Origin of the sequence: Sphingomonas sp., from assembly GCF_023266535.1 — a bacterium.
In the GTDB taxonomy this organism is placed as follows: Bacteria; Pseudomonadota; Alphaproteobacteria; order Sphingomonadales; family Sphingomonadaceae; genus Sphingomicrobium.
The window spans coordinates 11796-33010 of sequence record NZ_JAHFPY010000025.1; the positions used below are offsets into that span (position 1 = coordinate 11796).

Genomic DNA, 21215 nt, shown 5'->3' on the forward strand with positions numbered 1-21215 from the left:
CCCTGGGAAGCGCCCGTTCGCGTGACCGACGCGCTCCGCCCCTTCCTGTTGCCGGCCTGACCCGCTACAGGCCCGCCCCAACATGACTCGCTCGCTTTCGCGCTCCGCCGCCCGGCTTGCCGCCGTGCAGGCGCTCTACCAGCAGGAAATGGAGGGTACGCCGACCGCGCGCCTGCTCCACGAATTTCACGATCACCGGCTCGGCGCGACGATCGAGGGCGAAACCTATGCCGATGCCGAGATCAGCTTTTTCGACGATCTGGTCGAGGGCGCGCTGGCGCGCCGCGACGAGATCGACCAGCTGATTACCGAGCGGCTGGCCGAAGGCTGGAGCCTCGAACGGCTCGACAAGCCGATGAAGGCGATCCTGCGGGTCGGCGCCTATGAGCTCATCGCCCGGCCCGACGTGCCGATGGCGAGCGTGATCAGCGAATATGTCGATGTCGCCGACGCCTTCTACGACCAACGGGAAAAAGGCTTCGTCAACGGCCTGCTCGACGCCATCGCCAAGGCTGCGCGGCCCGCCGCTTAGGGCTTCCCACGGCCGCCCAAGGCGGGTCTATAAGCGACCCATGAGCAGCAGTGAGTTCGCCTTTATCGACCGGTTGCGGCTACTCGCCACGGATCCGGCCGCGCGCGGGCTCCAAGACGATGTGGCGGTGCTCGGCGACCTCGTGCTGACCCACGACATGATCGCCGAAGGCGTTCACTTCCTCCCCACCGACCCGCCAGCTTCGGTCGGCTGGAAGCTGGTCGCGGTCAATTTGAGCGACCTTGCCGGTAAAGGCGCCGAACCGCTCGCCGCGCTGATGGGCATGACGTTGGGCACGGACAGTGAATGGGACGAACGCTTCCTGACCGGCGTGGCGGCAGCCTGCGAGGCTTATGGGTTGGCGCTGGTCGGTGGCGACACGATTGCCCTGCCCCCTGAGGCACCGCGCGTGCTCAGCCTGACCGCCGTTGGACGGGGCGGCACGACCATCCCAGCGCGATCGGGCGGTTCGCCGGGCGACGCGCTGTGGGTGGTCGGAACGCTGGGGGACGCGGCGTTGGGATTGGCGGCGCTGCGCAACGACGACGAAGCGGAAGGCCCGCTGGTCGAGGCCTATCGGCGCCCGGTTCCGCAACTTGCCGCCGGACGCCAACTGGCCGCCCATGCCACCGCCATGATGGACCTCTCCGACGGGCTGCTGCTTGACGCCAGCCGATTGGCCGCCGCGAGCAAATGCGGCGTCGAAATCGATGTCGATGTTCTGCCCCTGTCGCGAGCCTTCATCGCCGAGCTCGGCAGCGATCGGCGCGCCAGACTGGCTGCGGCGACCGGCGGCGATGACTATGCGCTGCTCGCCGCCCTGCCGCCCGGCTTCGATCCCTTAAGCCTTTCTTTACCAACGCGGACCATCCTTGCCCGCATCGGCACTCTGACGGCAGGCGAGGGACTGAAGCTCTTCGACGCCGCCGGAGAAGTGCCGTTGCCGGAGCAGCTTGGTTATGAACATCGCGCCCAGAATATTTGAACCGCGCGCTCGTCAGTGGATCATCGCCCTGGTCGGCCTTGCCTCGGGCATGGCGACCGCGCTGCTGCTCAACTAATTAAAATCTTGCTGAATTAGGCGGGTTGCCTCCGCCATATTCCCCGTTACACCTTCCCACCGTTTTCTGGCGGCACTCGGATTCCCGGGCATCCGCGATTAGGGTCAACTAGGGGAATTTCACTTCATGAATCCGGTTCTTCTTGCGATTGCCTGCGGCGTCGTCGCGCTGCTCTATGGCATCATCACCAGCCGCCAGGTGCTCGGCTCGTCAGCCGGCAACGAAAAGATGCAGGAGATCGCCGCCGCGATCCAGGAAGGCGCACAGGCTTATCTCAAGCGTCAGTATACCACGATCGCCATGGTCGGCGTGGTTGTCGCAGTGCTCGTTTGGGTGTTCCTCGACAGACTGGGAACACCCATCTCGGCAGCCGGCTTTGTGCTTGGCTCGCTCCTGTCGGGTGCCGCTGGCTTCATCGGGATGAACATCTCCGTCCGTTCAAACGTACGCACAGCCGCGGCCGCGCAGAACGGGCTGCAGCAGGGTCTGACGCTGGCGTTCAGCGCCGGCGCGATCACCGGCATGCTGGTCGCGGGGCTCGCCCTGCTCGGCATCTCGGTGTTCTACTGGTACCTGACCGGCCCCGGCGGCTACACCGTCGGCGGCGAGGACCGCACCGTGGTCCAGGCCCTGACCGCCCTCGCCTTTGGCGCTTCGCTGATCTCGATCTTTGCGCGTCTCGGCGGCGGCATTTTCACCAAGGCCGCCGATGTCGGCGCCGACCTGGTCGGCAAGGTCGAGGCCGGAATCCCCGAAGACGATCCCCGTAACCCGGCGGTGATCGCCGACAACGTTGGCGACAATGTCGGCGACTGCGCCGGCATGGCGGCGGACCTGTTCGAAACCTATGTTGTCACGGTCGGCGCAACGATGGTGCTGACCGCGCTGCTGCTCAAGACCTCGGCGCTGCTGATGGGGATGATGGCGCTACCGCTGCTGATCGGCGGCGTGTGCATCATTACCTCGATCATCGGCACCTATTTCGTCCGTCTCGGCAAGTCGAACAACGTCATGGGAGCGATGTACAAGGGCTTCGTGGTCACCGCGGTGCTGTCGATCCCGGCCATTTGGTTCGCGATGCGGTATGTATTGGGAGGCGATCTCAACGCTGTCATTGCCACGCTCGCCAGCGGCGACAGCTATACGGGCATGGACCTGTTCTGGTGCGCGATGCTCGGGCTTGCGATCACCGGGCTGATTATCTGGATCACCGAATATTACACCGGCACCAACTACCGCCCGGTGCGCTCGATCGCCAAGGCCTCGGTTACCGGTCACGGCACCAATGTGATCCAGGGGCTGGCCGTCAGCCTCGAATCGACCGCCCTGCCGACGCTGGTGATCGTCACCGGGATCGTCGCCGCCTTCCAGCTGGCGGGCCTGATGGGGATTGCCTATGGCGCCACCGCGATGCTCGCGCTGGCCGGCGTGGTTGTTGCGCTCGACGCGTACGGCCCGGTCACCGACAACGCCGGCGGCATCGCCGAAATGGCGGGGCTTGACGATTCGGTACGCGAAAAGACCGATCTGCTCGACGCTGTCGGCAACACCACCAAGGCGGTGACCAAGGGTTATGCAATCGGTTCGGCGGGCCTCGGCGCGCTGGTGCTGTTTGCCGCCTTCACCACCGACCTTCGGGAGTTCTTCCCGAACCTCAAGGTCGATTTCAGCCTTGAGAATCCATACGTCATAGTCGGACTGCTGCTCGGTGCGCTGCTTCCCTACCTGTTCGGCGCGATGGGCATGACCGCGGTCGGCCGCGCCGCGGGCGACGTGGTGATCGACGTGCGCGAGCAGTTCGCGACCAACAAGGGCATCATGGAGGGCACCAGCAAGCCAGACTATGCCCGCACGGTCGACCTGGTGACCAAGGCGGCGATCAAGGAGATGATTGTCCCGTCGATGCTGCCGGTGCTGGCGCCGATTGTAGTTTACTTCGTGATTGGTGCGGTCGCGGGCCAGGAGAACGGCTTCGCCGCGCTCGGCGCGCTGCTTCTGGGGGTAATCGTCGGCGGCCTGTTCGTCGCCATCTCGATGACCGCCGGTGGTGGCGCCTGGGACAATGCCAAGAAATTTATCGAAGACGGCAACCACGGCGGCAAGGGCAGCGAAGCCCATAAGGCCGCGGTCACCGGCGACACGGTGGGTGATCCGTACAAGGATACGGCAGGCCCGGCGGTCAACCCGATGATCAAGATCACCAACATCGTCGCGCTGCTGCTGCTGGCGGCGCTGGCGGCGCACTAAACGACTAGCGTTCAATCAAGTTAGCCCCGCCCGGCACTGCTGCGGCGGGGCTTATTTTTGCGCTTCTGCGGCTGAACCCGATTGCACTTGGCCCGGGCTGCAGCCAGAATCTGCCTGCCGAATCCGGGGTTCAGGGGGAGAATATGCGATTCAGCCTGTTGCTGGTGCTGCTGTTGGCGGCGCCATGCGGTGCATCTGACCAGACCGCCAGACGGATCCCCGTCGAGGACTTCGCGGAGCTGCCATTCCTGCGCACGCCGGTATTGTCACCAGACGGACAGCATATCGTTGCCAAGAACGTCATCAAGGGCGTCAGCCGGCTGCTGATCATCAATGCCGACCACCCTGGGCCGGACCCCAAGATCATCCCGGTCGGGAAGATCACCATTAACGCGGTTCACTGGGCCGGCAATAACCGGCTGCTGCTGGAGGTAATCGGCAAGGACAAGTTGTTTGGATTCGAGATTCCGATCGGTCGATTGATCGTCGTCGATCTTGCAACCGGAGACTCGCGGATCGCCGATCGGAAGAGCCGCGGCCCTTACGGCGGCGACGTCCTGTATGTATCGCCAGCCGGCGACACAGCGCTGGTCGCTAGCCAGGACGATTTATCGTCGACGCCTTCGGTCAAGCGGGTCGACCTAGCGACCGGCGATGCCAAGGTCGTCGAGAAATCCAAGCCCGACGTATGGGACTGGTTCGTCGACGATGACGGCGTAGTCCGCGGTGGCGTCGCCTACGACAAACGGCGTTGGAAGCTTTGGTATCGCTCCAAGGCGGGCGAGCCCTTCAAGACCGTCCAGGGCAAATTCCAGAAGGACGACGACAGCAGCGTCGACCGGTTCTATTTCTCGCGCGACGGCGACAAAGGAACGATCGTCACCAACGAGCGGAATGGCCGGTTCGGTGTTTATCACTATGATTTCTCGACCGGAGCGATCGGCCAGCCAATCTTTGAAAGCCCGGTGGCCGACGTGAGCGAAGTGAAGGTTGATCCCGCGACCCGCGAGATTGCCGGGGTCCGCTACCATGAGGAGCGCTGGAAGACCTTTTGGGTCGATCCCAAGCTGAAGTCGCTCCAGGCCCGGGTCGACCGGGCAATTCCCGGCGCCGACAATGAGATCATCGGCGACGCGACCGATGCGCGGCTGCTGATCTGGTCAAATGGCGCATCCGACCCCGGCACCTACTTCTTGTTCGACCGGGCCAAATCGACCATGGATCCGGTGATCCAGCCGTTCAGCAAGATCGACCCCGCCGATCTGGCAACGGTCGTGCCGGTTCACTTCCGCGCGCGCGACGGGCTCGATATCCCCGCTTATTTGACGCTGCCCAAGGGCAAGGACGCGAAAAAGCTGCCGCTGATCATACTGCCCCACGGCGGTCCCTTTGCCCGGGACGAATGGACCTATGATCCGCTGGTCCAGTTCCTGGCCAATCGCGGATATGCGGTGCTCCAGCCTCAGTTCAGGGGCTCGACCGGCTACGGCAAGGATTTCGTCTCCAAAGGCTATGGCGAGTGGGGCCGCAAGATGCAGGACGATCTGGATGACGGGCTCGACTGGCTTGTCGCCAGCGGCAAGGTTGATCCCAAGCGCGTTTGCATCGTCGGCGGGTCATACGGAGGTTATGCCGCACTATGGGGCGCCATTCGCAATCCCGAGCGCTACAAATGCGCGGCAAGCTTTGCCGGCGTTACCGACCTCGAGGCGCAGCTTAGGAACAACCGCAAGAGCTTCTCCGCAACGCGCTACTTCCGCGAGTGGCGAACCAAGGTAGAGGGCGAGACGCACGTCGACCTAAGGACCGTATCCCCGCTGGCTCAGGCAGCGAAGCTTAAGGTTCCCGTGCTGATCGTTCATGGCGAGGACGACGAGACCGTGCCGGTTAGGCAGGGGAAACAAATGGTCGCGGCATTGGAGGCCAACAAGGCGGACGTCACGTCGAAATTCTACAAGGAAGGTGGTCACAGCTTTTCAAGCAGTGAAGACCTCGCCGACTTTCTGCGGCTGCTGGACGCATTCCTGGCAAAGAACAATCCGAGCTAGCCGAGGCTGACCCAATTTAACCGCCGCCGCCTTCCATTCGCGCAATGGCCATCCCATTTGCGCCTCAACGAAGGAGCCGCCGATGCCGCATGTCATTCAAGTTCGTGAGCCCGGTGGTCCCGAGACACTTGAGTGGCGCGAGGTCGAGGTCGGACAGCCCGGGGCCGGCCAGGTGCTCCTGCGGCAGACAGCGGTCGGGCTCAACTTCATCGATGTCTATCACCGCACCGGTCTCTACCCGCAGCCTGCGCCGTTCACTCCCGGTGTCGAGGGTGCAGGCGTGGTCGAAGCCGTCGGTTCGGGCGTCGATTGGCTCCAGGTGGGGGACCGAGTCGCCTATGCGGGGCCGATCGGGGCTTATGCCGAAGAGCGGCTGATCGATGCCGACCGGCTAGTGCAATTGCCCGACGACATCAGCGACGAACAGGCGGCGGCGATGCTGCTGCAGGGTATGACCGTGCACATGCTCCTACGGCGAGTATTCCCGATAAAGGCTGGCGAAACGATCCTGGTGCACGCCGCGGCCGGCGGGGTCGGACTGATCATGTGCCAATGGGCGGCCGCGCTCGGCGCGACGGTGATCGGCACGGTGTCGACCGAGGAGAAGGCCGAGCTGGCCAGGGCCCATGGCTGCGCTCACCCGATCGTCACCGCTCGCCAGGATTTCGTCGCCGAGGTCGAGCGGATTACCGAGGGCGCCAAGCTGCCAGTGGTTTATGACAGCGTCGGACGGGATACGTTCATGGGCTCGCTCGATTGCCTGCGCCCGCGCGGGATGATGGTCAGCTTCGGCAATGCCTCGGGACCGGTCGAGCCGATCTCGCCATTGTTGCTGGCGCAGAAAGGATCCTTGTTCCTCACGCGGCCAACGCTGTTTCACTATGTTGCCACAAGGCCCGAGCTTGAAGCCGCTGCCGGTGAGCTGTTCGAGATGGTGGCGAGCGGCAAGGTCAAGGTCGAGGTCAAGCAGCACTATGCGCTCCGTGACGCGGCCGACGCCCACCGCGCGCTGGAGGCTCGCCAAACCAGCGGTTCGACCGTCCTGACGGTCTGAAAGCCCCGCCTTTTCATTGCGTCACGCTGCGGCTATGAGCCGCCAACCCAATTTCATGTGTGAAGGATTTTAATGGCCAAGGAAGAGCTTCTCGAGATGCGCGGACGGGTGGTCGAACTGCTGCCCAATGCGATGTTCCGCGTAGAACTGGAGAATGGCCATGAAATCCTCGGCCACACCGCGGGCAAGATGCGCAAGAACCGCATCCGCGTGCTGACCGGTGATGAAGTGCTGGTCGAACTGACCCCGTACGACCTGACCAAGGGCCGCATCACCTATCGCTTCATGCCCGGCCGCGAGCGCCCGCCCGGCTACTAATGCGGCTGATTCTCGCTTCGGCGAGCCCCCGCCGCCTCGACCTGCTGGCGCGCATCGGTGTCGTACCCGACGCGGTCGACCCGGCTCATATCGACGAGGGCGTCCCCGCCGGCGAGCTGCCCCGCGACCATGCACTGCGCCTGGCGATCGAGAAGGCGGAAGCCGTCAAGGCCCGGCATCCCGACGCGCTGGTGCTCGCGGCCGACACGGTGGTCGCTGTCGGGCGACGGATTCTGCCCAAGGTCGAGGATGAGGCTACGCTGCGGACCTGCATGAAGCTGCTGTCCGGCCGTCGCCATCGCGTGCTGACCGGCGTCGCGCTGGCCATTCCCGGCCAGCCGACCCGCAGCCGCCTGGTCGAAACGATGATCGCGATCAAGCGACTGTCGGACGAGGAGATCGATTATTACGCCGGCCATGGCGAATGGCGCGGCAAGGCCGGCGGCTATGCGCTGCAAGGCTATGGCGAAGTCTATGTCCGCCATATCGCCGGAAGCTATTCCAACGTCGTCGGACTCCCGCTGGCCGAGACGCGACTGCTGCTAAAATCGGCCGGATACGACCTTGCCTGAGTGGCTGATCGAGCGCGGGATCGGCGAAACCCGTGCAGCACTGGTCGAGGCTGGCGAGATATTGGAAGCGCGTGTGCGGCGCGATGCGGTCGTTCCCGCCGGCACGGTACTGAACGCCAGGTTGGTGGCCGTTGCTCCCCGCGTCACGGTCGAGGCCGGCGGCGAGCAATTCCTGCTGCCGCGTGGCGTCCAGGGCGTGAGCGAGGGCGGGGAATTGCGCGTCGAGGTGACCCGCGAAGCGCTGGGCGGCAGCGAGCCATGGAAGCGCGGACTAGGCCGGGTGACCAACGAGGCCGAGCGCGCCGCGCCGGCCCTTGCCGAGGGCAGATTCGGAACAATCGATGCCTGGGACGATCTCGTCGCCGAGGCGCGCGAGGGTATCGTCACCTTCGACGGCGGCGAGCTTCGCATCGAGCAGACTGCGGCGATGACGACCATCGACGTCGACGGCTGGCTGGTCCCGGCCAAGCTGGCTCAAATGGCGGCCTGGGCCGCGGCCAGGGCGATCCGTCGGCTCGACCTTGCCGGATCGATCGGCATCGACTTCCCGACCTTGAAAGGGCGTGACGAGCGACAGGCCATCGACACCATCCTCGATGATTATCTGCCTGCTCCGTTCGAGCGGACGGCAATGAATGGGTTCGGCTTTGTCCAAATTGTCAGGCCGAAGCTGCGGCCCAGCCTGGTCGACCTCGCCGCCGACCGGGCAGCGTTCGAAGCGTGTGCGCTGCTGCGCCGGGCGGGCCGCGAAGTTGGCGCGACTTGCCTCGCCGCCCATCCGGCGGTCATCGCCGTGCTTGGTGGCCATCGCGACTGGCTGGACCAGCTCTCACGCCAGGTCGGCGGCGCCGTCACCTTGCGCAGCGACGCCGCGCTTGCCATGTCCGCTGGGTATGCCGAACGCGTCTAGAACCAAGCCCTGCCCGCTGTGCGGCAAGCCCGTCGCCCCCGACCACGCGCCTTTCTGCAGCCAGGGTTGCAAGGATCGCGACCTCCTCAAATGGCTGGGCGAGGGCTATCGTATTGCCGGCCCGCCGGCCGAGCAGGACGGACTGGACAGCGAGGATAGCGAACGCTAGGGACGCGCTCTCCTCGCCGGGATGACCATCCCGCGCCGTGGGCCCAGGTAGCTCAGTTGGTAGAGCACGTGACTGAAAATCACGGTGTCGGTGGTTCGATCCCGCCCCTGGGCACCATCGCCATATCCTCGACCTAGGCAATCAAGCGCGTTAGCACGGCGCATGGCCGCGACCGGGGATCGCCAGCAACGATTGGAAAAGTGGGCGGGCCTGGCATTGATTGCCGCCGCGGCTGCCGCGCTGATTGCCGCCAACGGATCGCTTTCCGACGAATATCGGCATCTGCTCCACTGGAAGGTTGGTCCAGCGCTTCCCCGCTACGGCCAGTTCGACTTTCATCATTGGGTCGCCGACGGAATGATGGCGATCTTCTTCCTGTTGGTCGGGCTGGAAGTGAAGCGCGAGTGGTTCGAAGGTCGGCTATCGACTCCCGCCGAGCGAAGATTGCCGATTATTGCAGCAATTGCCGGGATGGCTTTGCCCGCGCTGATTTTCCTGGCCGTGGTTCGCGCCGATCCGGCATTGGCCAGGGGGTGGGCGATCCCGGCGGCGACCGACATCGCCTTCGCGATCGGCGTGTTGGCGATCCTCGGGCGACATGCGCCGCCATCGATCAAGCTGCTGCTCGTCACCATCGCCATCGTCGACGACATCGGCGCGGTGCTGATCATCGCCCTATTCTATACGCAGGGGCTCGATGCCATGGCGCTCGCCGGCGCACTGGCACTGGCCGCGGCCATGATCGGCCTCGGCAGGCTTGGCGTCCGCAGCCTGTGGCCGTTCCTGATCGGGCTCGCGCTACTGTGGCTGTTGGTGCTGGCGAGCGGAGTGCACGCCACCATCGCCGGCGTGCTGGCCGCGCTGACCATTCCGCTGGGCCATGGGGACGGCCCCTCACCGCTCAAGCGATTGGAGCATGCCATCCATCCGTGGGTGATGTTCGGCGTGGTGCCGATCTTCGGCTTCGTATCGGCAGGCGTCGTGCTTGGCGGGATCGGCGAACTGGCCAAGCCATTGCCGCTCGCGATCCTCGCCGGGCTGTTCCTGGGCAAACAGCTGGGGATTTTTGGCGCGATCTGGGCTGCGGTGCGGATGGGCTTTGCTTCACGGCCGCAAGCAACCAGCTGGCGGCAGCTTTATGGCGCGGCGATATTGTGCGGAATCGGTTTCACCATGAGCCTGTTTATCGGCGCGCTGGCTTATCCCGGCGATGCGGTGCTGGCCGACCAGGCCAAGCTGGGAACCCTGGCCGGGTCATTGTTGTCGGCGTTGGCGGGTTACGTTCTGCTCCGCCTGGCTCCGGCCTCCGTTCAAGATCAGCACGACGCCGATGACGCCTCCGAGCTCTTCGCCGCCGACCAAGTTTAGGCATCGAGACCTTACCGATCCTCAATCCCAGCGCGACCATGGACGAGGCCATTAAGCAGCCGATGATCGCCCTCGGCTCCAATCCCCGATCCCAAATGCCGATCGCCACGACGCCGAAGAACAGCGCCGCAGCCACGAAACAGAGCTTGGTTGGCGCCGGAAGGCCCATGACATTCCCTCGAACAATCCGGCGTTACGAGGGTGTAATGAACCGTCCGCGATGGCAAGCCCTAAAGCTTCCCGGTCAGCTCCGGGACGATCTTGAACAGGTCGCCGACCAGGCCGATGTCCGCGACCTGGAAAATCGGCGCCTCCTCGTCCTTGTTGATGGCGATGATGGTCTTTGAATCCTTCATGCCGGCGAGGTGCTGGATCGCGCCTGAAATGCCGATCGCAACATAGACTTCCGGCGCGACGATCTTGCCGGTCTGGCCGACCTGGTAATCGTTGGGGGCATAGCCGGCATCGACCGCGGCGCGCGACGCACCGACCGCCGCGCCGAGTTTGTCGGCCAGCGGGTCGAGCAGCTTGTGGAAATCGCCTGACGAGCCGAAGGCGCGGCCGCCCGACACGATCACCTTGGCGCTGGTCAGTTCCGGCCGCTCGGACTTCGACAGCTCGGCGCCAACGAACGACGACTTGCCCGAAGCGCCGCCGGCGTCGACCGCCTCGACCGCACCCGAGCCGCCGCTGGTGGCGGCCTTTTCGAACGCGGTGCCGCGGACGGTGATGACCTTCTTGGCGTCCTTCGACTTGACCGTGGCGATGGCATTGCCGGCGTAGATCGGACGGGTGAAGGTGTCCTCGCCTTCGACCGACAGGATGTCGGAAATCTGCATCACGTCGAGCAGCGCGGCGACGCGCGGCGCGACATTCTTGCCGGTGGTGGTGGCCGGAGCGAGGAAGGCGTCGTGGCTGGCCATCAGCGCGGCGGCGAGCGGGGCGACATCCTCGGCCAGCTGATGCTCGAGATGGGCGCTGTCGGCGACATGGACCTTGCCGACGCCGGCGATCTTCGAGGCAGCATCGGCGATCCCGCCCACGCCCTTGCCAGCGACCAGCAGATGGACTTCGCCGAGCTTCGAAGCGGCGGTGACGGCGGCGAGGGTCGCGTCCTTGACGCTTGACCCGTCATGTTCGACCAATACCAGAGTCTTCATTTCGCCACTCCCAGCGCCTTCAGCTTGCCCACCAGCTCGTCGACCGAGCCGACCTTGATCCCCGCGGTCCGCTTGGCCGGTTCGATGACCTTGAGCGTCTCCAGCCGCGGCGCGACGTCGACGCCATAGTCGCCCGGCGACTTGGTCGCGAGCGGCTTCGACTTGGCCTTCATGATGTTGGGCAGCGAGGCATAGCGCGGCTCGTTCAAGCGCAGGTCGGTGGTGACCACCGCCGGCGTCGCCAGCTTGACCGTTTCAAGACCGCCGTCGACTTCGCGTGTGACATTGAGGTCGCTGCCGGCGACCTCGACCTTGGAGGCGAAGGTGCCCTGCGGCCAGCCCAGCAATGCGGCCAGCATCTGGCCGGTCTGGTTGCTGTCGTCGTCGATCGCCTGCTTGCCGAGGATGATGAGGTCCGGGCTCTCCTCGCCGGCGATGCCCTTCAAAATCTTGGCGACGGCCAGCGGCTCGACCTCGTCCTCGGTCTGGACCAGGATCGCGCGGTCGGCGCCCATGGCCAGCGCGGTGCGAAGTGTCTCCTGAGCCTTGGCCGGGCCGATCGACACCGCCACGATCTCGGTCGCGACGCCCTTCTCCTTGAGGCGGATCGCTTCCTCGACCGCGATCTCGTCGAACGGGTTCATCGACATTTTGACGTTGGCGAGGTCGACGCCCGAGCCATCCATCTTGACCCGCGGCTTGACGTTGAAATCGATCACTCGCTTGACGGCGACGAGCAGCTTCATCCTGCGCTCCCTGTTTGTCGGATTTGGTTAGGCGACTTCTTTGACCTGCTCAACGATCTTGCGGGCGGCGTCGCCAAGGTCGTTGGCGGCGACGATCGGCAGGCCGCTCATGGCGAGGATGTCCTTGCCCTGCTGGACATTGGTCCCTTCGAGCCGGACGACCAAAGGCACGCCGAGCTGCACCTCGCGCGCGGCTTCGACGATGCCCTCGGCGATGATGTCGCAGCGCATGATCCCGCCGAAGATGTTGACCAGGATGCCCTTCACCGCGGGATCGCTGAGAATGATCTTGAACGCCGCGGTGACCTTCTCCTTGTTGGCGCCGCCACCGACGTCAAGGAAGTTGGCCGGGAAGGCACCGTTCAGCTTGATGATGTCCATCGTCGCCATCGCGAGGCCGGCGCCGTTGACCATGCAGCCGATGTCGCCGTCGAGCTTGATGTAAGCGAGGTCATACTTGGAGGCCTCGACCTCCATCGGGTCCTCCTCGCTGATGTCGCGCAGCTGCTCGAGGTCGGGGTGGCGGAACTCGGCATTATTGTCGAAGCCGACCTTGGCATCGAGGACCATCAGCTTGTTGTCACCGGTGATCGCCAGCGGGTTGATCTCGATCTGCGAGGCATCGGTGCCGATGAAGGCGTCGTACAGCTTGGCGAGCACGTTGGCCGCCTGCTTGGCGAGGTCGGCGGTGAGGCCCAACGCCGCCGCGACGGCCCGGCCATGGTGCGGCATCAGCCCGGTCGCGGGATCGATGGTGATGGTCTCGATCTTCTCCGGCGTGTCATGGGCGACCGCCTCGATATCCATGCCGCCTTCGGTCGAGGCGACAACGGCGATGCGGCCGGTCGAGCGGTCGACCAGCAGCGCCAGGTAGAATTCCTTTTCGATGTCGACGCCGTCGGTGATGTAGAGGCGCTGGACCTGCTTGCCGGCCGGGCCGGTCTGGACGGTGACCAGCGTCTTGCCGAGCATCTCCTCGGCATGAGCGCGGACTTCGTCGATCGACCTGGCGAGGCGGACGCCGCCCTTGGCGTCGGGGCCCAGTTCCTTGAACTTGCCCTTGCCGCGGCCGCCGGCGTGGATCTGCGCCTTGACCACCCACAGCGGTCCGGGCAGCTGCTCGGCGGCCTTGACCGCCTCCTCGACGCTCATCGCGGCATGGCCGGCCGGCACGGGCACGCCGAATTTGGCGAGCAATTCCTTAGCTTGATATTCGTGGATGTTCATGGGCGCGCCCTTAAGCAGGTTGAAGCGCAAAGGGAAGCATGAGCGCGACCACCCTTAGCTTCACTATTTTCATGGGGACAGGCGCCATATTTGTGAAGTTAGCGGCGACGGCGGCATGTCTGAAGGAGCTGTGGTTCCGGGTGAATCGGCGGACCATCGTGGATGGATGCTAGACTCGGGAGGGGCCTGTAGGACAGATATTTCTGTGCCGTGACCGACCCGCCGACCCGCAAGATCATCCATGTCGACATGGACGCCTTCTACGCGTCGGTCGAACAGCGCGATAACCCCGAGCTGAAGGGCAAGCCGGTGGCGGTCGGCGGCGGCCATCGCGGGGTGGTCGCGGCAGCGAGCTATGAGGCCCGCAAGTTTGGTGTGCGATCGGCGATGCCGTCGGTCACCGCCAGGCGCCGCTGCCCCGAGCTGGTGTTCGTCAAGCCGCGGTTCGAGGTCTATCATGCGGTGTCGCGGCAAGTCCGGGCGATCTTCGCCGACTATACCGACCTGATCGAGCCCTTGTCGCTCGACGAGGCCTATCTCGACGTGACCGAAGACCGGCGCGGGTTGGGCAGTGCCAAGGCCATCGCCGAGGAGATCAGGGCGCGGATCAAGGCGGAAACCGGGCTCACCGCGTCGGCCGGCGTTTCCTATTGCAAGTTCATCGCCAAGCTGGCCAGCGACCAGAACAAGCCCGATGGATTGTGCGTCATTCCGCCGGGCAAGGGCGCGGCCTTTGTCGCCACGCTGCCGGTCAAGCGCTTCCGCGGGGTCGGGCCGGTCACCGCCGCCAAGATGGAGAAATTGGGAATTCTGAACGGCGCCGATTTGGCCAGCTGGCCGATCGAGCAATTGGAGGCGCATTTCGGATCGTCGGGCCGCTGGTACTGGCGAATCGCCCGCGGCATCGACGAGCGCGAGGTGAAGCCCGACCGTCCGTATAAGTCGGTCAGCGCCGAGCGGACCTTCGATGTCGACTATTCGGAAGCCGACGATTTGAAGCGCGAACTGGCGCGTGTCGCGGGCTATGCCTGGCAGCGGATCGAACGGTCCGAGGTCAAGGGCCGGACGGTGACGCTGAAGGTCAAATTTGGCGATTTTTCGCAAATCACGCGGTCGAAAAGCTTACCTGCGGCAGTGCCCGATTTTGTGACCTTCGAGGCCATCGGGCAGGGGTTGCTGGAGGCACTGCTGCCTGTGCCTAAGGGCATCAGATTGCTTGGTTTAGGTCTTCATTCGATGGTCGAGGGGGACTCATCCGAGCCCCAACAGCTAGGACTCGAAATCTAATAAGTTTTCTGTTATATAATTGTCATCAGCCGTCGCGTGCCGCGGCGGTTGTTTCATACAGGTTCAAATTTCACGGAAGTCAGTACCGGACCGGGGGGTCGCTATTGGGGGCGATACGGTGCGTATCGTGCTGACGCAAGTGGACAAGTGATGAGGTGACGGAATGGCTGTGAAGGCCCTTAGCTTCGACGTTGGCGATTATGTTGTGTACCCCAAGCATGGTGTCGGCCGGGTGGTCGAACTGCAAAGCACCGAAATCGCCGGAACCCGTCTCGATCTCTATGTGCTTCGCTTCGAGAAGGAAAAGATGACCCTTCGCGTGCCCGTCGCCAAGGCGGACTCGGTCGGCATGCGCAAGCTGTCGAGCGACAAGACGATGAAGGACGCGCTCGAGACGCTGAAGGGCAAGCCCAAGGTCAAGCGCACCATGTGGTCGCGCCGCGCCCAGGAATATGAGGCGAAGATCAATTCGGGCGACCTGACGTCGATCGCCGAAGTGACTCGCGACCTGTTCCGCGCCGACGACCAGCCGGAGCAGAGCTATTCGGAGCGGCAGATCTTCGAAGCGGCTTCGTCGCGCCTGGCGCGCGAGCTCGCCGCGATGGAGCAGACCGACGAGAAGGCGGCGCTGGCCAAGATCCACGAGATTTTGAACAAGGCGGCTGCGATCCACAATAAGGCCAAAGAGGCAGCCTAGGCTGTCCGGGGGACGGCCGTCAGGCTGGCTCTGCGGCTTAAGTCGCCGCCGAAGCCGAACGAGAAGGGCGCCCCTAACCGGGCGCCCTTTTTATTTGTCATGAGCCTAACGACCGCGACGGGTGGAAAGCGGTCATTAGCCTTAATGATTGGCAGAGACGGTGGCACAACGTGCCAATTCCCGCACATCCTTCTCGGCTTGCTCTAGGCTGACGTCGAAGTTGAACCAAGCGCAGCGGAGCCGCCAGAACAAGTCGAACGGATGGGATTGTAGATCGGCAAATACTTGCATGTGGGCTGGCTCTAGCCCGTTCCACTGCACGTCTAACATTCCGTGGTCAGGCGTAACCGAAAACCAGCGGTCGATGCATACCTCTATATATGGCGGCGAACCCATCTCGACGACGCTATGCCTGCGACCAAGCATCGGAGCGACAGGCCTCCGGTGCTCCTCGGCGAACTCAATGAAGCGGGCGTTCAGATACTCATATGCTTCGACGTCATCCATGCGGGTCGTTCTGCATACGGATGCTAATGACCGCAATGGGTGGAAAGCGGCCATTAGCACCGCATCGCTGTTAGCTAGCCCGCGCGTCGGCCATCCGCTTCAGATAGCGCGCCAGCACGTCGATCTCGAGGTTGAGCTTTCGCCCCGCCGCGATCCCGCCAAGCGTGGTGTGCTGGCCGGTGTGGGGGATGAGGTTGATGGTGAAGCGCGTGTTCTCGCCCGCATCCTCGACTTCGTTGACCGTCAGCGACACGCCATCGAGGCAGATCGACCCCTTGGGCGCGATGCCGCTGCCGAGCGAGCGCGGCGCCTCGATGGTGACGTCGATGCTGCCGCCCTTTTCCACGGCGGACGTCACATTCGCCACCACGTCGACATGGCCGGTGACGATATGGCCGCCGATCTCGTCGCCGACGCGGAGCGCCCGCTCCAGGTTCAGCCGCGCGCCCTCGGCCCACAGTCCCGGCGCGGTCTTCGACACGGTTTCCTGAGACACATCGACCGCGAACCAGTCCTCGCCCTTGTCGACCACCGTCAGGCAGGCGCCCGAGCAGCTGATCGACGCGCCCATGTCGATGCTGTCCATGTCATAGCCGCAGCCGATGGTGAGCTTGAGGTCGCCCCTCTGCTCGGCGGTGCGGACGGTGCCGACGTCGGTGATGATCCCGGTAAACATGTGCTTCGATACGGGCCTTCGATGCGCTTCGCTATCTCAGTCCCTACTCAGCATGAGCGGGACAGAAAACATCCGCTCATCCTGAGTAGCCATTGAGCTGGTCGAAATGGCGTATCGAAGGATCAGCGCACCCGCTCGTAGACTTCGAGCCGGTCGATGCCAAGCCGGGCGCCGTCGCTTGCCCGCCACCGGCCATGGGCGTCGGCGATCGCGTCGAGCCCGATATAGCCGAGGCTCTGCTTGCCCTCGCCGACCAGGATCGGGGCGCGGTAGATCAGGATGCGGTCGACGAGATCGGCCGCCAGGAACGCCGTCGCGGTGGCCGACCCGCCCTCGACCAGCAGGTCGTTGACGTCATGAAGTCGATAGACATCCTGCGGAGATTTAAGGATTTCCCAGCCGGCGACCGCCTCGCCGCTGGTCAGCAGCGCGCGCCTCGGCGACCATTGCTCCAGCCCCGGCAGGCGGACGTCGAGCTTGGGCTTGTCGGCCAAATACGTGCCGCGCCCGACCAGGATCATGTCGCTCTTCGCCCGTTCCAGATGGACATGAGCCCGCGCGTCTTCGCCGGTAATCCATTTAGATTCGCCTGAAGGCAGCGCGACCTTGCCGTCGATCGACAGTGCCAGTTTGAGCGTGATGCGCGGCCGGCCGCGCTCGATCCGGCTGAGGAAGCCCGACATGCTGTCGCGCGCCGCTTGCTTGCCGACGCCGGTCTTCACCTCGATCCCGGCCTTCTTCAGCATCTTGATGCCGTCGCCATTGGTGCGCGGGTCGGGGTCCCTGATGCCGATCACGACGCGGGCGATACCCGCCTCGGGGATCAGCTGGGCGCAGGTCGGGCCGCGCTCGCTCATGTGCGCGCAGGGCTCCAGCGTGGTGTAGAGCGTCGCACCCCGGGCCTTCTTGCCGGCAGCTTTCAGCGCCGCCGCTTCGGCATGCGGACGCCCACCCGGCGCGGTCGCGCCCTGGCCGACGATCTTGCCGTCAAAGACGATAACGCAACCGACGTTGGGGTTGGGCGCGGAGCGGCCGCGGGCCGCTTCGCCCAGCCGCACGGCTTCCAGCATCATTCGGCGATCACTCAATGCCGAATTTCTTCTCGAGCTCTTGGAACTGCCTGCGCTTTTCGGCCTCGGCCTTGTGCCGTGCTTCGGCATCCTTCTGCTGGTCGGCCTTGATCTGATCGTCGGTCCGGTTGGCCGGATAATTTTCGACGTAGACGATCTGTGGCGGCGGGGCGGTGTTGATCTTCGAATCGACGAAGAAAATGATCAGGATGATGATCGTCACCAGCACGGCCATCATCGCGGCGAGGACCTGTTCCCGGCTGCGCTGGCGAAGGAAGGCGGTGAGGTCGCGTAGCGCCGCGCGCGGGCCGACCGTCGGTGGTAGTATTGCCATGGCCCCATATGTAGGGCCCCCGGCCCCTTGGGGCCATACCCCCATTGAAACGCTCGCCCGCGGCCAGCCCCCGGCCGGTGCCGGCTGCCAGCCACGGGCAATGGCGATGGTCACACATCCTCCAGTCGGAAGCTGAGGCTGATCACCGTGGTCGACTGCACCGCCACTCCATCCTCGGTCGCCGGCTTGTAGCGCCAGGCCTTGAGGATATGACGTCGTGCCGCTTCGAGGAAGCTCGGATCGGCCTTGCCGACGGGATCGACCGCAATCACCCTGCCCCGCGGATCGATCGTCAGCCTGAGGCGAAGCGTCGCTTCTTCCTGGTCACGGATCTTGTCGAGCGGATAGGGTGGCTTCAGCGCCTGTTCGGACATGGCGATGCGCGGGCCGAGCTTGACCGGGACATGCCGGGGCGGATCGGCAATGATCGCCGTGCCGCTGCCGGCAAGGATGTCCCGGATCGGCGGTCCCTGGTCGAGCGCGATGTCGGTCGCCTGGCCCATGTCGACGATTGGTCGCTCAGCCGGGATGAACGGATCCTGAGTTTCCTGCTGTTTCGGCCGCGGATCATGGGCCGGGTCGGGCTTGGGCCTTGGCGGGTCGTTGGGGATGTTGATGATCACCGGCGGCGGGTCGCGCTCGAACCCGACCAGCTCCGGCCTGGCGGTCAGCACCGCGGCCAGCGCCAGCGCATGGCCGGCGACAATCAGGGTCAGGGCTTTGGGCGATCCGGTCCGCTGGGCGGTTCTCGGCATGTCGGCGGCATAGGCAAGCATTGCGTCTCTCCCACCATCGAGACATGCAATGTTACATCATCACATTAAATTCACAAGCGCTATTAACGAAGGGATATTCGGGACTTAGCCGGCAGCGGCGGTAAGCCGCTCAAGCGCCCGTTCCTTGCCGATCAGCTTGAGCAGCGGCCCCATTTCCGGACCGGACTCCCGTGCGGTCAGCGCCAGGCGCAGCGGCCGGAACAATGCGCGGCCCTTACGGCCGGTCGAGGTCTTGAGCGCGTCGGTCAGCGCGTGCCAGGGATCCTCGCTCCAGTCGACCGTTTCGGCCAGCCTGGCCGCTTCCTCGATCAATGGCTTGTCGTCTGGCACGACTTCCGGCGGGGCGATCAGGCAGTGGAGCACAGGGACCCACTCCTCGGCCTCGCCCAGGTGCGCGAGGTTGCCGCGCAGCACCAGCCATTCGGTCGCGCCGATCGCCTCGGGCAGCCGGTCCTTGACGTCATCATAGTCGAGGTGATGCAGCAGCTTGCCGTTGAGCTGTTCCACTTCATTGAGGTCGAAGTGCGCCGGCGCCCGGCCGAAGGTCGAAAAGTCGAAGCCCTCGGCCAGCTCGTCCAGATGCGCATGCGCCTCGACCGGCTGCGACGTCCCGAGCCGGGCCAACAGCGACAGCAACGCCATCGGCTCGATCCCCGCTTCGCGCAGCGCATCGACGCCGGTCGATCCCAGCCGCTTCGACAGCTTGCCCTCGGCCGCGACCAGCAGCGCCTCATGCGCAAAGTGCGACGGCTTGGCTCCCAGCGCCTCGAACATCTGGATCTGGACCGCGCTGTTGGACACATGGTCCTCGCCGCGAACGATATGGGTCACCTCAAGATCGATGTCGTCGATCACGCTTGGCAACAGGTAAAGCCAGCTGCCGTCGGCGCGGCGCACCACCGGATCGCTTATCAGCTTCGGATCGAACTTCTGGTGGCCGCGGACGAGGTCATCGAATTCGATCCCCGAGGCGTGGTCCAGCTTGAACCGCCAGTGCGGCGCCACGCCTTCCGGCGCGGGCGCGCCCTCGGGCTTGCGCTCATAGACCGGCGGCAAGCCGCGGCCGAGCAGCACCTTGCGGCGCACGTCCAGCTCTTCCGGGGTCTCGTAGCAGGCATAGACCCGGCCCGCCTGCTTCAGCCGCTCGAACTGGCTTTCGTAGAGCGCGAACCGCTCCGACTGGCGCACCATGGCGTCATGCTGGAGGCCCAGCCATTCGAGGTCCGCGACGATCGCCTCGGCAAACTCTTCCGTCGACCTCTCGACATCGGTGTCGTCGATCCTCAGCAGGAACCGCCCGCCATTCTTCAGCGCGAACAGCGCGTTGTGCAACGCCGTGCGGATATTGCCGACATGCAGCCGGCCGGTCGGCGAGGGGGCAAAGCGGGTAACGACGGTCATGGCTTGCCGCTTAGGGCGAACTAACTGGTGTGGAAAGCGTTGGTGATCGGGTAGCGGCGATCGCGGCCGAAATTGCGCGTGCCGAGCTTGACCCCCGGCGGCGCCTGGCGCCGCTTATATTCGGCGCGGAGCAGCTTCCTCTCGATATCGGCCACCACGTCAGGATCGGCACCGGTCACCGCGACTGCCTCGCGCACCGACAATTCCTTCTCGACCAGCGCCTCGAGGATGCGGTCGAGCAGTGCATAGGGCGGCAGGCTGTCCTCGTCCTTCTGGTTGGGGCGGAGCTCGGCTGTGGGCGGCTTGTCGATCACCCGCTGCGGCATCACCGGTCCGTCCGGGCCCAACCCGCCCTTCGGCTTGTTGGCGTTGCGCCAGCGCGACAGGGCGAAGCAGGTCGTCTTGTAGGCGTCCTTCAGCACCGAATAGCCGCCGGCCATGTCGCCGTAGAGCGTGGCATAGCCGACCGACATCTCGCTTTTGTTGCCGGTGGTCAGCAGCATGTGGCCGAATTTGTTGGACAGCCCCATCAGCGTCACCATCCTCAGGCGCGACTGGATATTCTCGGCGGCAATCCCGCTATTGTCGCCGTCGAAGCAGCGGGCCAGCATCTGGTCGAGCGCGCCGACACCTGGCACGATCGGAATGACGTCATGGCGGACGCGCAGCATCTTGGCGCACTCCGCGGCATCCTCCAGGCTTTCGTCGCTGGTATATTTGGACGGCAGCATCACGCACCACACCCTGTCGGCGCCCAGCGCGTCGACCGCGACCGCGGCTGACAGGGCGCTGTCGATCCCCCCCGACAGGCCGAGGATCACGCCAGGGAAGCCGTTGGTGCAAACATAGTCCCGTAGCGCGACCATCATCGCCCGGTACATGTCCTCCGGATAGGGAGAGAGGGTCGCTCTCTCGCCCGGCTCGCAGCGCCAGCCGTTGGCCGTCCGGACCCATTCGGTCAGCGCCATCGTTTCCTCGAAGTCCGGCATTTGCACCGCGATGGTGCCCTCGTCATTGGTGACGAAGCTCGACCCGTCGAATACCAGCTCGTCCTG

General features: G+C 64.6%; 22 protein-coding genes and 1 tRNA gene. 13 read left to right on the plus strand and 10 right to left on the minus strand.

What is annotated here, in order from left to right:
* Positions 1-82 precede the first annotated feature (82 nt).
* From nusB to nhaA, 11 genes are all read left to right on the plus strand, one after another.
* Complete coding sequence (nusB, locus tag Q0C64_RS05570; protein ID WP_294121397.1) at positions 83-532, plus strand: transcription antitermination factor NusB; 450 nt, start codon at positions 83-85, stop codon at positions 530-532.
* Between the two features lie 40 nt (positions 533-572).
* Positions 573-1517 carry a thiamine-phosphate kinase gene (gene thiL / locus Q0C64_RS05575; RefSeq protein ID WP_294121398.1) on the plus strand — a complete coding sequence of 315 codons (945 nt, stop codon included), beginning with the start codon at positions 573-575 and terminating at the stop codon, positions 1515-1517.
* Positions 1518-1719: 202 nt separating this feature from the next.
* On the plus strand, positions 1720-3840 hold the full coding sequence (locus Q0C64_RS05580; RefSeq protein WP_294121399.1) for a sodium-translocating pyrophosphatase: 2121 nt from the start codon (positions 1720-1722) through the stop codon (positions 3838-3840).
* Between the two features lie 143 nt (positions 3841-3983).
* Positions 3984-5888, plus strand: a complete 1905-nt coding sequence (locus Q0C64_RS05585) for an alpha/beta fold hydrolase (protein ID WP_294121400.1) — start codon at positions 3984-3986, stop codon at positions 5886-5888.
* 82 nt (positions 5889-5970) lie between these two features.
* A complete protein-coding gene (locus Q0C64_RS05590; protein WP_294121401.1) occupies positions 5971-6942 on the plus strand; it encodes a quinone oxidoreductase in 972 nt (323 codons plus the stop codon).
* Positions 6943-7014: 72 nt separating this feature from the next.
* Entirely contained in the window at positions 7015-7260 is a 246-nt protein-coding gene (gene infA, locus Q0C64_RS05595; RefSeq protein WP_037499034.1) for a translation initiation factor IF-1, read from the plus strand.
* Complete coding sequence (locus tag Q0C64_RS05600) at positions 7260-7832, plus strand: nucleoside triphosphate pyrophosphatase (protein ID WP_294121405.1); 573 nt, start codon at positions 7260-7262, stop codon at positions 7830-7832. The genes infA and Q0C64_RS05600 overlap by 1 nt, the downstream gene beginning before the upstream one ends.
* Positions 7825-8742 carry a ribonuclease E/G gene (locus Q0C64_RS05605; protein WP_294121407.1) on the plus strand — a complete coding sequence of 306 codons (918 nt, stop codon included), beginning with the start codon at positions 7825-7827 and terminating at the stop codon, positions 8740-8742. The genes Q0C64_RS05600 and Q0C64_RS05605 overlap by 8 nt, the downstream gene beginning before the upstream one ends.
* Positions 8726-8911, plus strand: a complete 186-nt coding sequence (yacG, locus tag Q0C64_RS05610; RefSeq protein ID WP_294121408.1) for a DNA gyrase inhibitor YacG — start codon at positions 8726-8728, stop codon at positions 8909-8911. Before Q0C64_RS05605 ends, yacG begins: the two co-directional genes overlap by 17 nt.
* Positions 8912-8952: 41 nt before the next feature.
* A tRNA-Phe gene (locus Q0C64_RS05615) sits at positions 8953-9028 on the plus strand.
* A 45-nt stretch (positions 9029-9073) separates the two neighbouring features.
* Positions 9074-10279 (plus strand): Na+/H+ antiporter NhaA, encoded by a 1206-nt coding sequence (gene nhaA, locus Q0C64_RS05620; RefSeq protein WP_294121410.1) that lies wholly within the window; start codon positions 9074-9076, stop codon positions 10277-10279.
* A gap of 230 nt (positions 10280-10509) precedes the next feature.
* On the opposite strand, the gene Q0C64_RS05625 is transcribed toward nhaA, so the two are convergent.
* The 3 genes from Q0C64_RS05625 to sucC are packed head-to-tail and all read right to left on the minus strand — an operon-like array spanning position 10510 to position 13412.
* The gene (locus Q0C64_RS05625) at positions 10510-11439 is read right to left on the minus strand and encodes an electron transfer flavoprotein subunit alpha/FixB family protein (RefSeq protein WP_294121412.1); all 930 of its coding nucleotides are present in this window, start codon (positions 11437-11439) and stop codon (positions 10510-10512) included.
* Positions 11436-12185: an electron transfer flavoprotein subunit beta/FixA family protein gene (locus Q0C64_RS05630; protein ID WP_294121414.1), complete on the minus strand. Its 750-nt coding sequence runs from the start codon at positions 12183-12185 to the stop codon at positions 11436-11438. The genes Q0C64_RS05625 and Q0C64_RS05630 overlap by 4 nt, the downstream gene beginning before the upstream one ends.
* Before the next feature lie 27 nt (positions 12186-12212).
* Positions 12213-13412 carry an ADP-forming succinate--CoA ligase subunit beta gene (gene sucC, locus Q0C64_RS05635; protein ID WP_294121415.1) on the minus strand — a complete coding sequence of 400 codons (1200 nt, stop codon included), beginning with the start codon at positions 13410-13412 and terminating at the stop codon, positions 12213-12215.
* Between the two features lie 210 nt (positions 13413-13622).
* Between sucC and dinB the strand changes: the two genes are divergently transcribed.
* A complete protein-coding gene (gene dinB / locus Q0C64_RS05640; RefSeq protein WP_294121416.1) occupies positions 13623-14699 on the plus strand; it encodes a DNA polymerase IV in 1077 nt (358 codons plus the stop codon).
* Between the two features lie 163 nt (positions 14700-14862).
* A complete protein-coding gene (locus tag Q0C64_RS05645; protein WP_294121417.1) occupies positions 14863-15396 on the plus strand; it encodes a CarD family transcriptional regulator in 534 nt (177 codons plus the stop codon).
* 141 nt (positions 15397-15537) lie between these two features.
* Here the strand turns inward: Q0C64_RS05645 and Q0C64_RS05650 are convergent, their stop codons facing one another.
* The 7 genes from Q0C64_RS05650 to Q0C64_RS05680 form a co-directional block, all read right to left on the minus strand.
* The gene (locus Q0C64_RS05650; protein ID WP_294121418.1) at positions 15538-15903 is read right to left on the minus strand and encodes a hypothetical protein; all 366 of its coding nucleotides are present in this window, start codon (positions 15901-15903) and stop codon (positions 15538-15540) included.
* A 70-nt stretch (positions 15904-15973) separates the two neighbouring features.
* A complete protein-coding gene (locus Q0C64_RS05655; protein ID WP_294121420.1) occupies positions 15974-16579 on the minus strand; it encodes a riboflavin synthase in 606 nt (201 codons plus the stop codon).
* Positions 16580-16701: 122 nt separating this feature from the next.
* On the minus strand, positions 16702-17649 hold the full coding sequence (ribD, locus tag Q0C64_RS05660) for a bifunctional diaminohydroxyphosphoribosylaminopyrimidine deaminase/5-amino-6-(5-phosphoribosylamino)uracil reductase RibD (RefSeq protein WP_294121428.1): 948 nt from the start codon (positions 17647-17649) through the stop codon (positions 16702-16704).
* Between the two features lie 10 nt (positions 17650-17659).
* The gene (locus Q0C64_RS05665; protein WP_294121421.1) at positions 17660-17983 is read right to left on the minus strand and encodes a hypothetical protein; all 324 of its coding nucleotides are present in this window, start codon (positions 17981-17983) and stop codon (positions 17660-17662) included.
* Between the two features lie 110 nt (positions 17984-18093).
* Positions 18094-18759 carry an energy transducer TonB gene (locus Q0C64_RS05670; RefSeq protein WP_294121423.1) on the minus strand — a complete coding sequence of 222 codons (666 nt, stop codon included), beginning with the start codon at positions 18757-18759 and terminating at the stop codon, positions 18094-18096.
* Positions 18760-18843: 84 nt separating this feature from the next.
* A complete protein-coding gene (gene gltX, locus Q0C64_RS05675) occupies positions 18844-20160 on the minus strand; it encodes a glutamate--tRNA ligase (protein ID WP_294121424.1) in 1317 nt (438 codons plus the stop codon).
* 20 nt (positions 20161-20180) lie between these two features.
* Positions 20181-21215: NAD+ synthase (locus Q0C64_RS05680; protein WP_294121425.1), on the minus strand; the 1035-nt coding region annotated here is incomplete at its 5' end.

What these genes read in the sequence shown, in the direction of transcription:
- nusB (WP_294121397.1), top strand. Translation starts at nt 83, where the DNA reads ATGACTCGCTCGCTTTCGCGCTCCGCCGCCCGGCTTGCCGCCGTGCAG.
- thiL (WP_294121398.1), top strand. Translation starts at nt 573, where the DNA reads ATGAGCAGCAGTGAGTTCGCCTTTATCGACCGGTTGCGGCTACTCGCC.
- Q0C64_RS05580 (WP_294121399.1), top strand. Translation starts at nt 1,720, where the DNA reads ATGAATCCGGTTCTTCTTGCGATTGCCTGCGGCGTCGTCGCGCTGCTC.
- Q0C64_RS05585 (WP_294121400.1), top strand. Translation starts at nt 3,984, where the DNA reads ATGCGATTCAGCCTGTTGCTGGTGCTGCTGTTGGCGGCGCCATGCGGT.
- Q0C64_RS05590 (WP_294121401.1), top strand. Translation starts at nt 5,971, where the DNA reads ATGCCGCATGTCATTCAAGTTCGTGAGCCCGGTGGTCCCGAGACACTT.
- infA (WP_037499034.1), top strand. Translation starts at nt 7,015, where the DNA reads ATGGCCAAGGAAGAGCTTCTCGAGATGCGCGGACGGGTGGTCGAACTG.
- Q0C64_RS05600 (WP_294121405.1), top strand. Translation starts at nt 7,260, where the DNA reads ATGCGGCTGATTCTCGCTTCGGCGAGCCCCCGCCGCCTCGACCTGCTG.
- yacG (WP_294121408.1), top strand. Translation starts at nt 8,726, where the DNA reads ATGCCGAACGCGTCTAGAACCAAGCCCTGCCCGCTGTGCGGCAAGCCC.
- nhaA (WP_294121410.1), top strand. Translation starts at nt 9,074, where the DNA reads ATGGCCGCGACCGGGGATCGCCAGCAACGATTGGAAAAGTGGGCGGGC.
- Q0C64_RS05625 (WP_294121412.1), bottom strand. Translation starts at nt 11,439, where the DNA reads ATGAAGACTCTGGTATTGGTCGAACATGACGGGTCAAGCGTCAAGGAC.
- Q0C64_RS05630 (WP_294121414.1), bottom strand. Translation starts at nt 12,185, where the DNA reads ATGAAGCTGCTCGTCGCCGTCAAGCGAGTGATCGATTTCAACGTCAAG.
- sucC (WP_294121415.1), bottom strand. Translation starts at nt 13,412, where the DNA reads ATGAACATCCACGAATATCAAGCTAAGGAATTGCTCGCCAAATTCGGC.
- Q0C64_RS05645 (WP_294121417.1), top strand. Translation starts at nt 14,863, where the DNA reads ATGGCTGTGAAGGCCCTTAGCTTCGACGTTGGCGATTATGTTGTGTAC.
- Q0C64_RS05650 (WP_294121418.1), bottom strand. Translation starts at nt 15,903, where the DNA reads ATGGATGACGTCGAAGCATATGAGTATCTGAACGCCCGCTTCATTGAG.
- Q0C64_RS05655 (WP_294121420.1), bottom strand. Translation starts at nt 16,579, where the DNA reads ATGTTTACCGGGATCATCACCGACGTCGGCACCGTCCGCACCGCCGAG.
- ribD (WP_294121428.1), bottom strand. Translation starts at nt 17,649, where the DNA reads ATGCTGGAAGCCGTGCGGCTGGGCGAAGCGGCCCGCGGCCGCTCCGCG.
- Q0C64_RS05665 (WP_294121421.1), bottom strand. Translation starts at nt 17,983, where the DNA reads ATGGCAATACTACCACCGACGGTCGGCCCGCGCGCGGCGCTACGCGAC.
- Q0C64_RS05670 (WP_294121423.1), bottom strand. Translation starts at nt 18,759, where the DNA reads ATGCTTGCCTATGCCGCCGACATGCCGAGAACCGCCCAGCGGACCGGA.
- gltX (WP_294121424.1), bottom strand. Translation starts at nt 20,160, where the DNA reads ATGACCGTCGTTACCCGCTTTGCCCCCTCGCCGACCGGCCGGCTGCAT.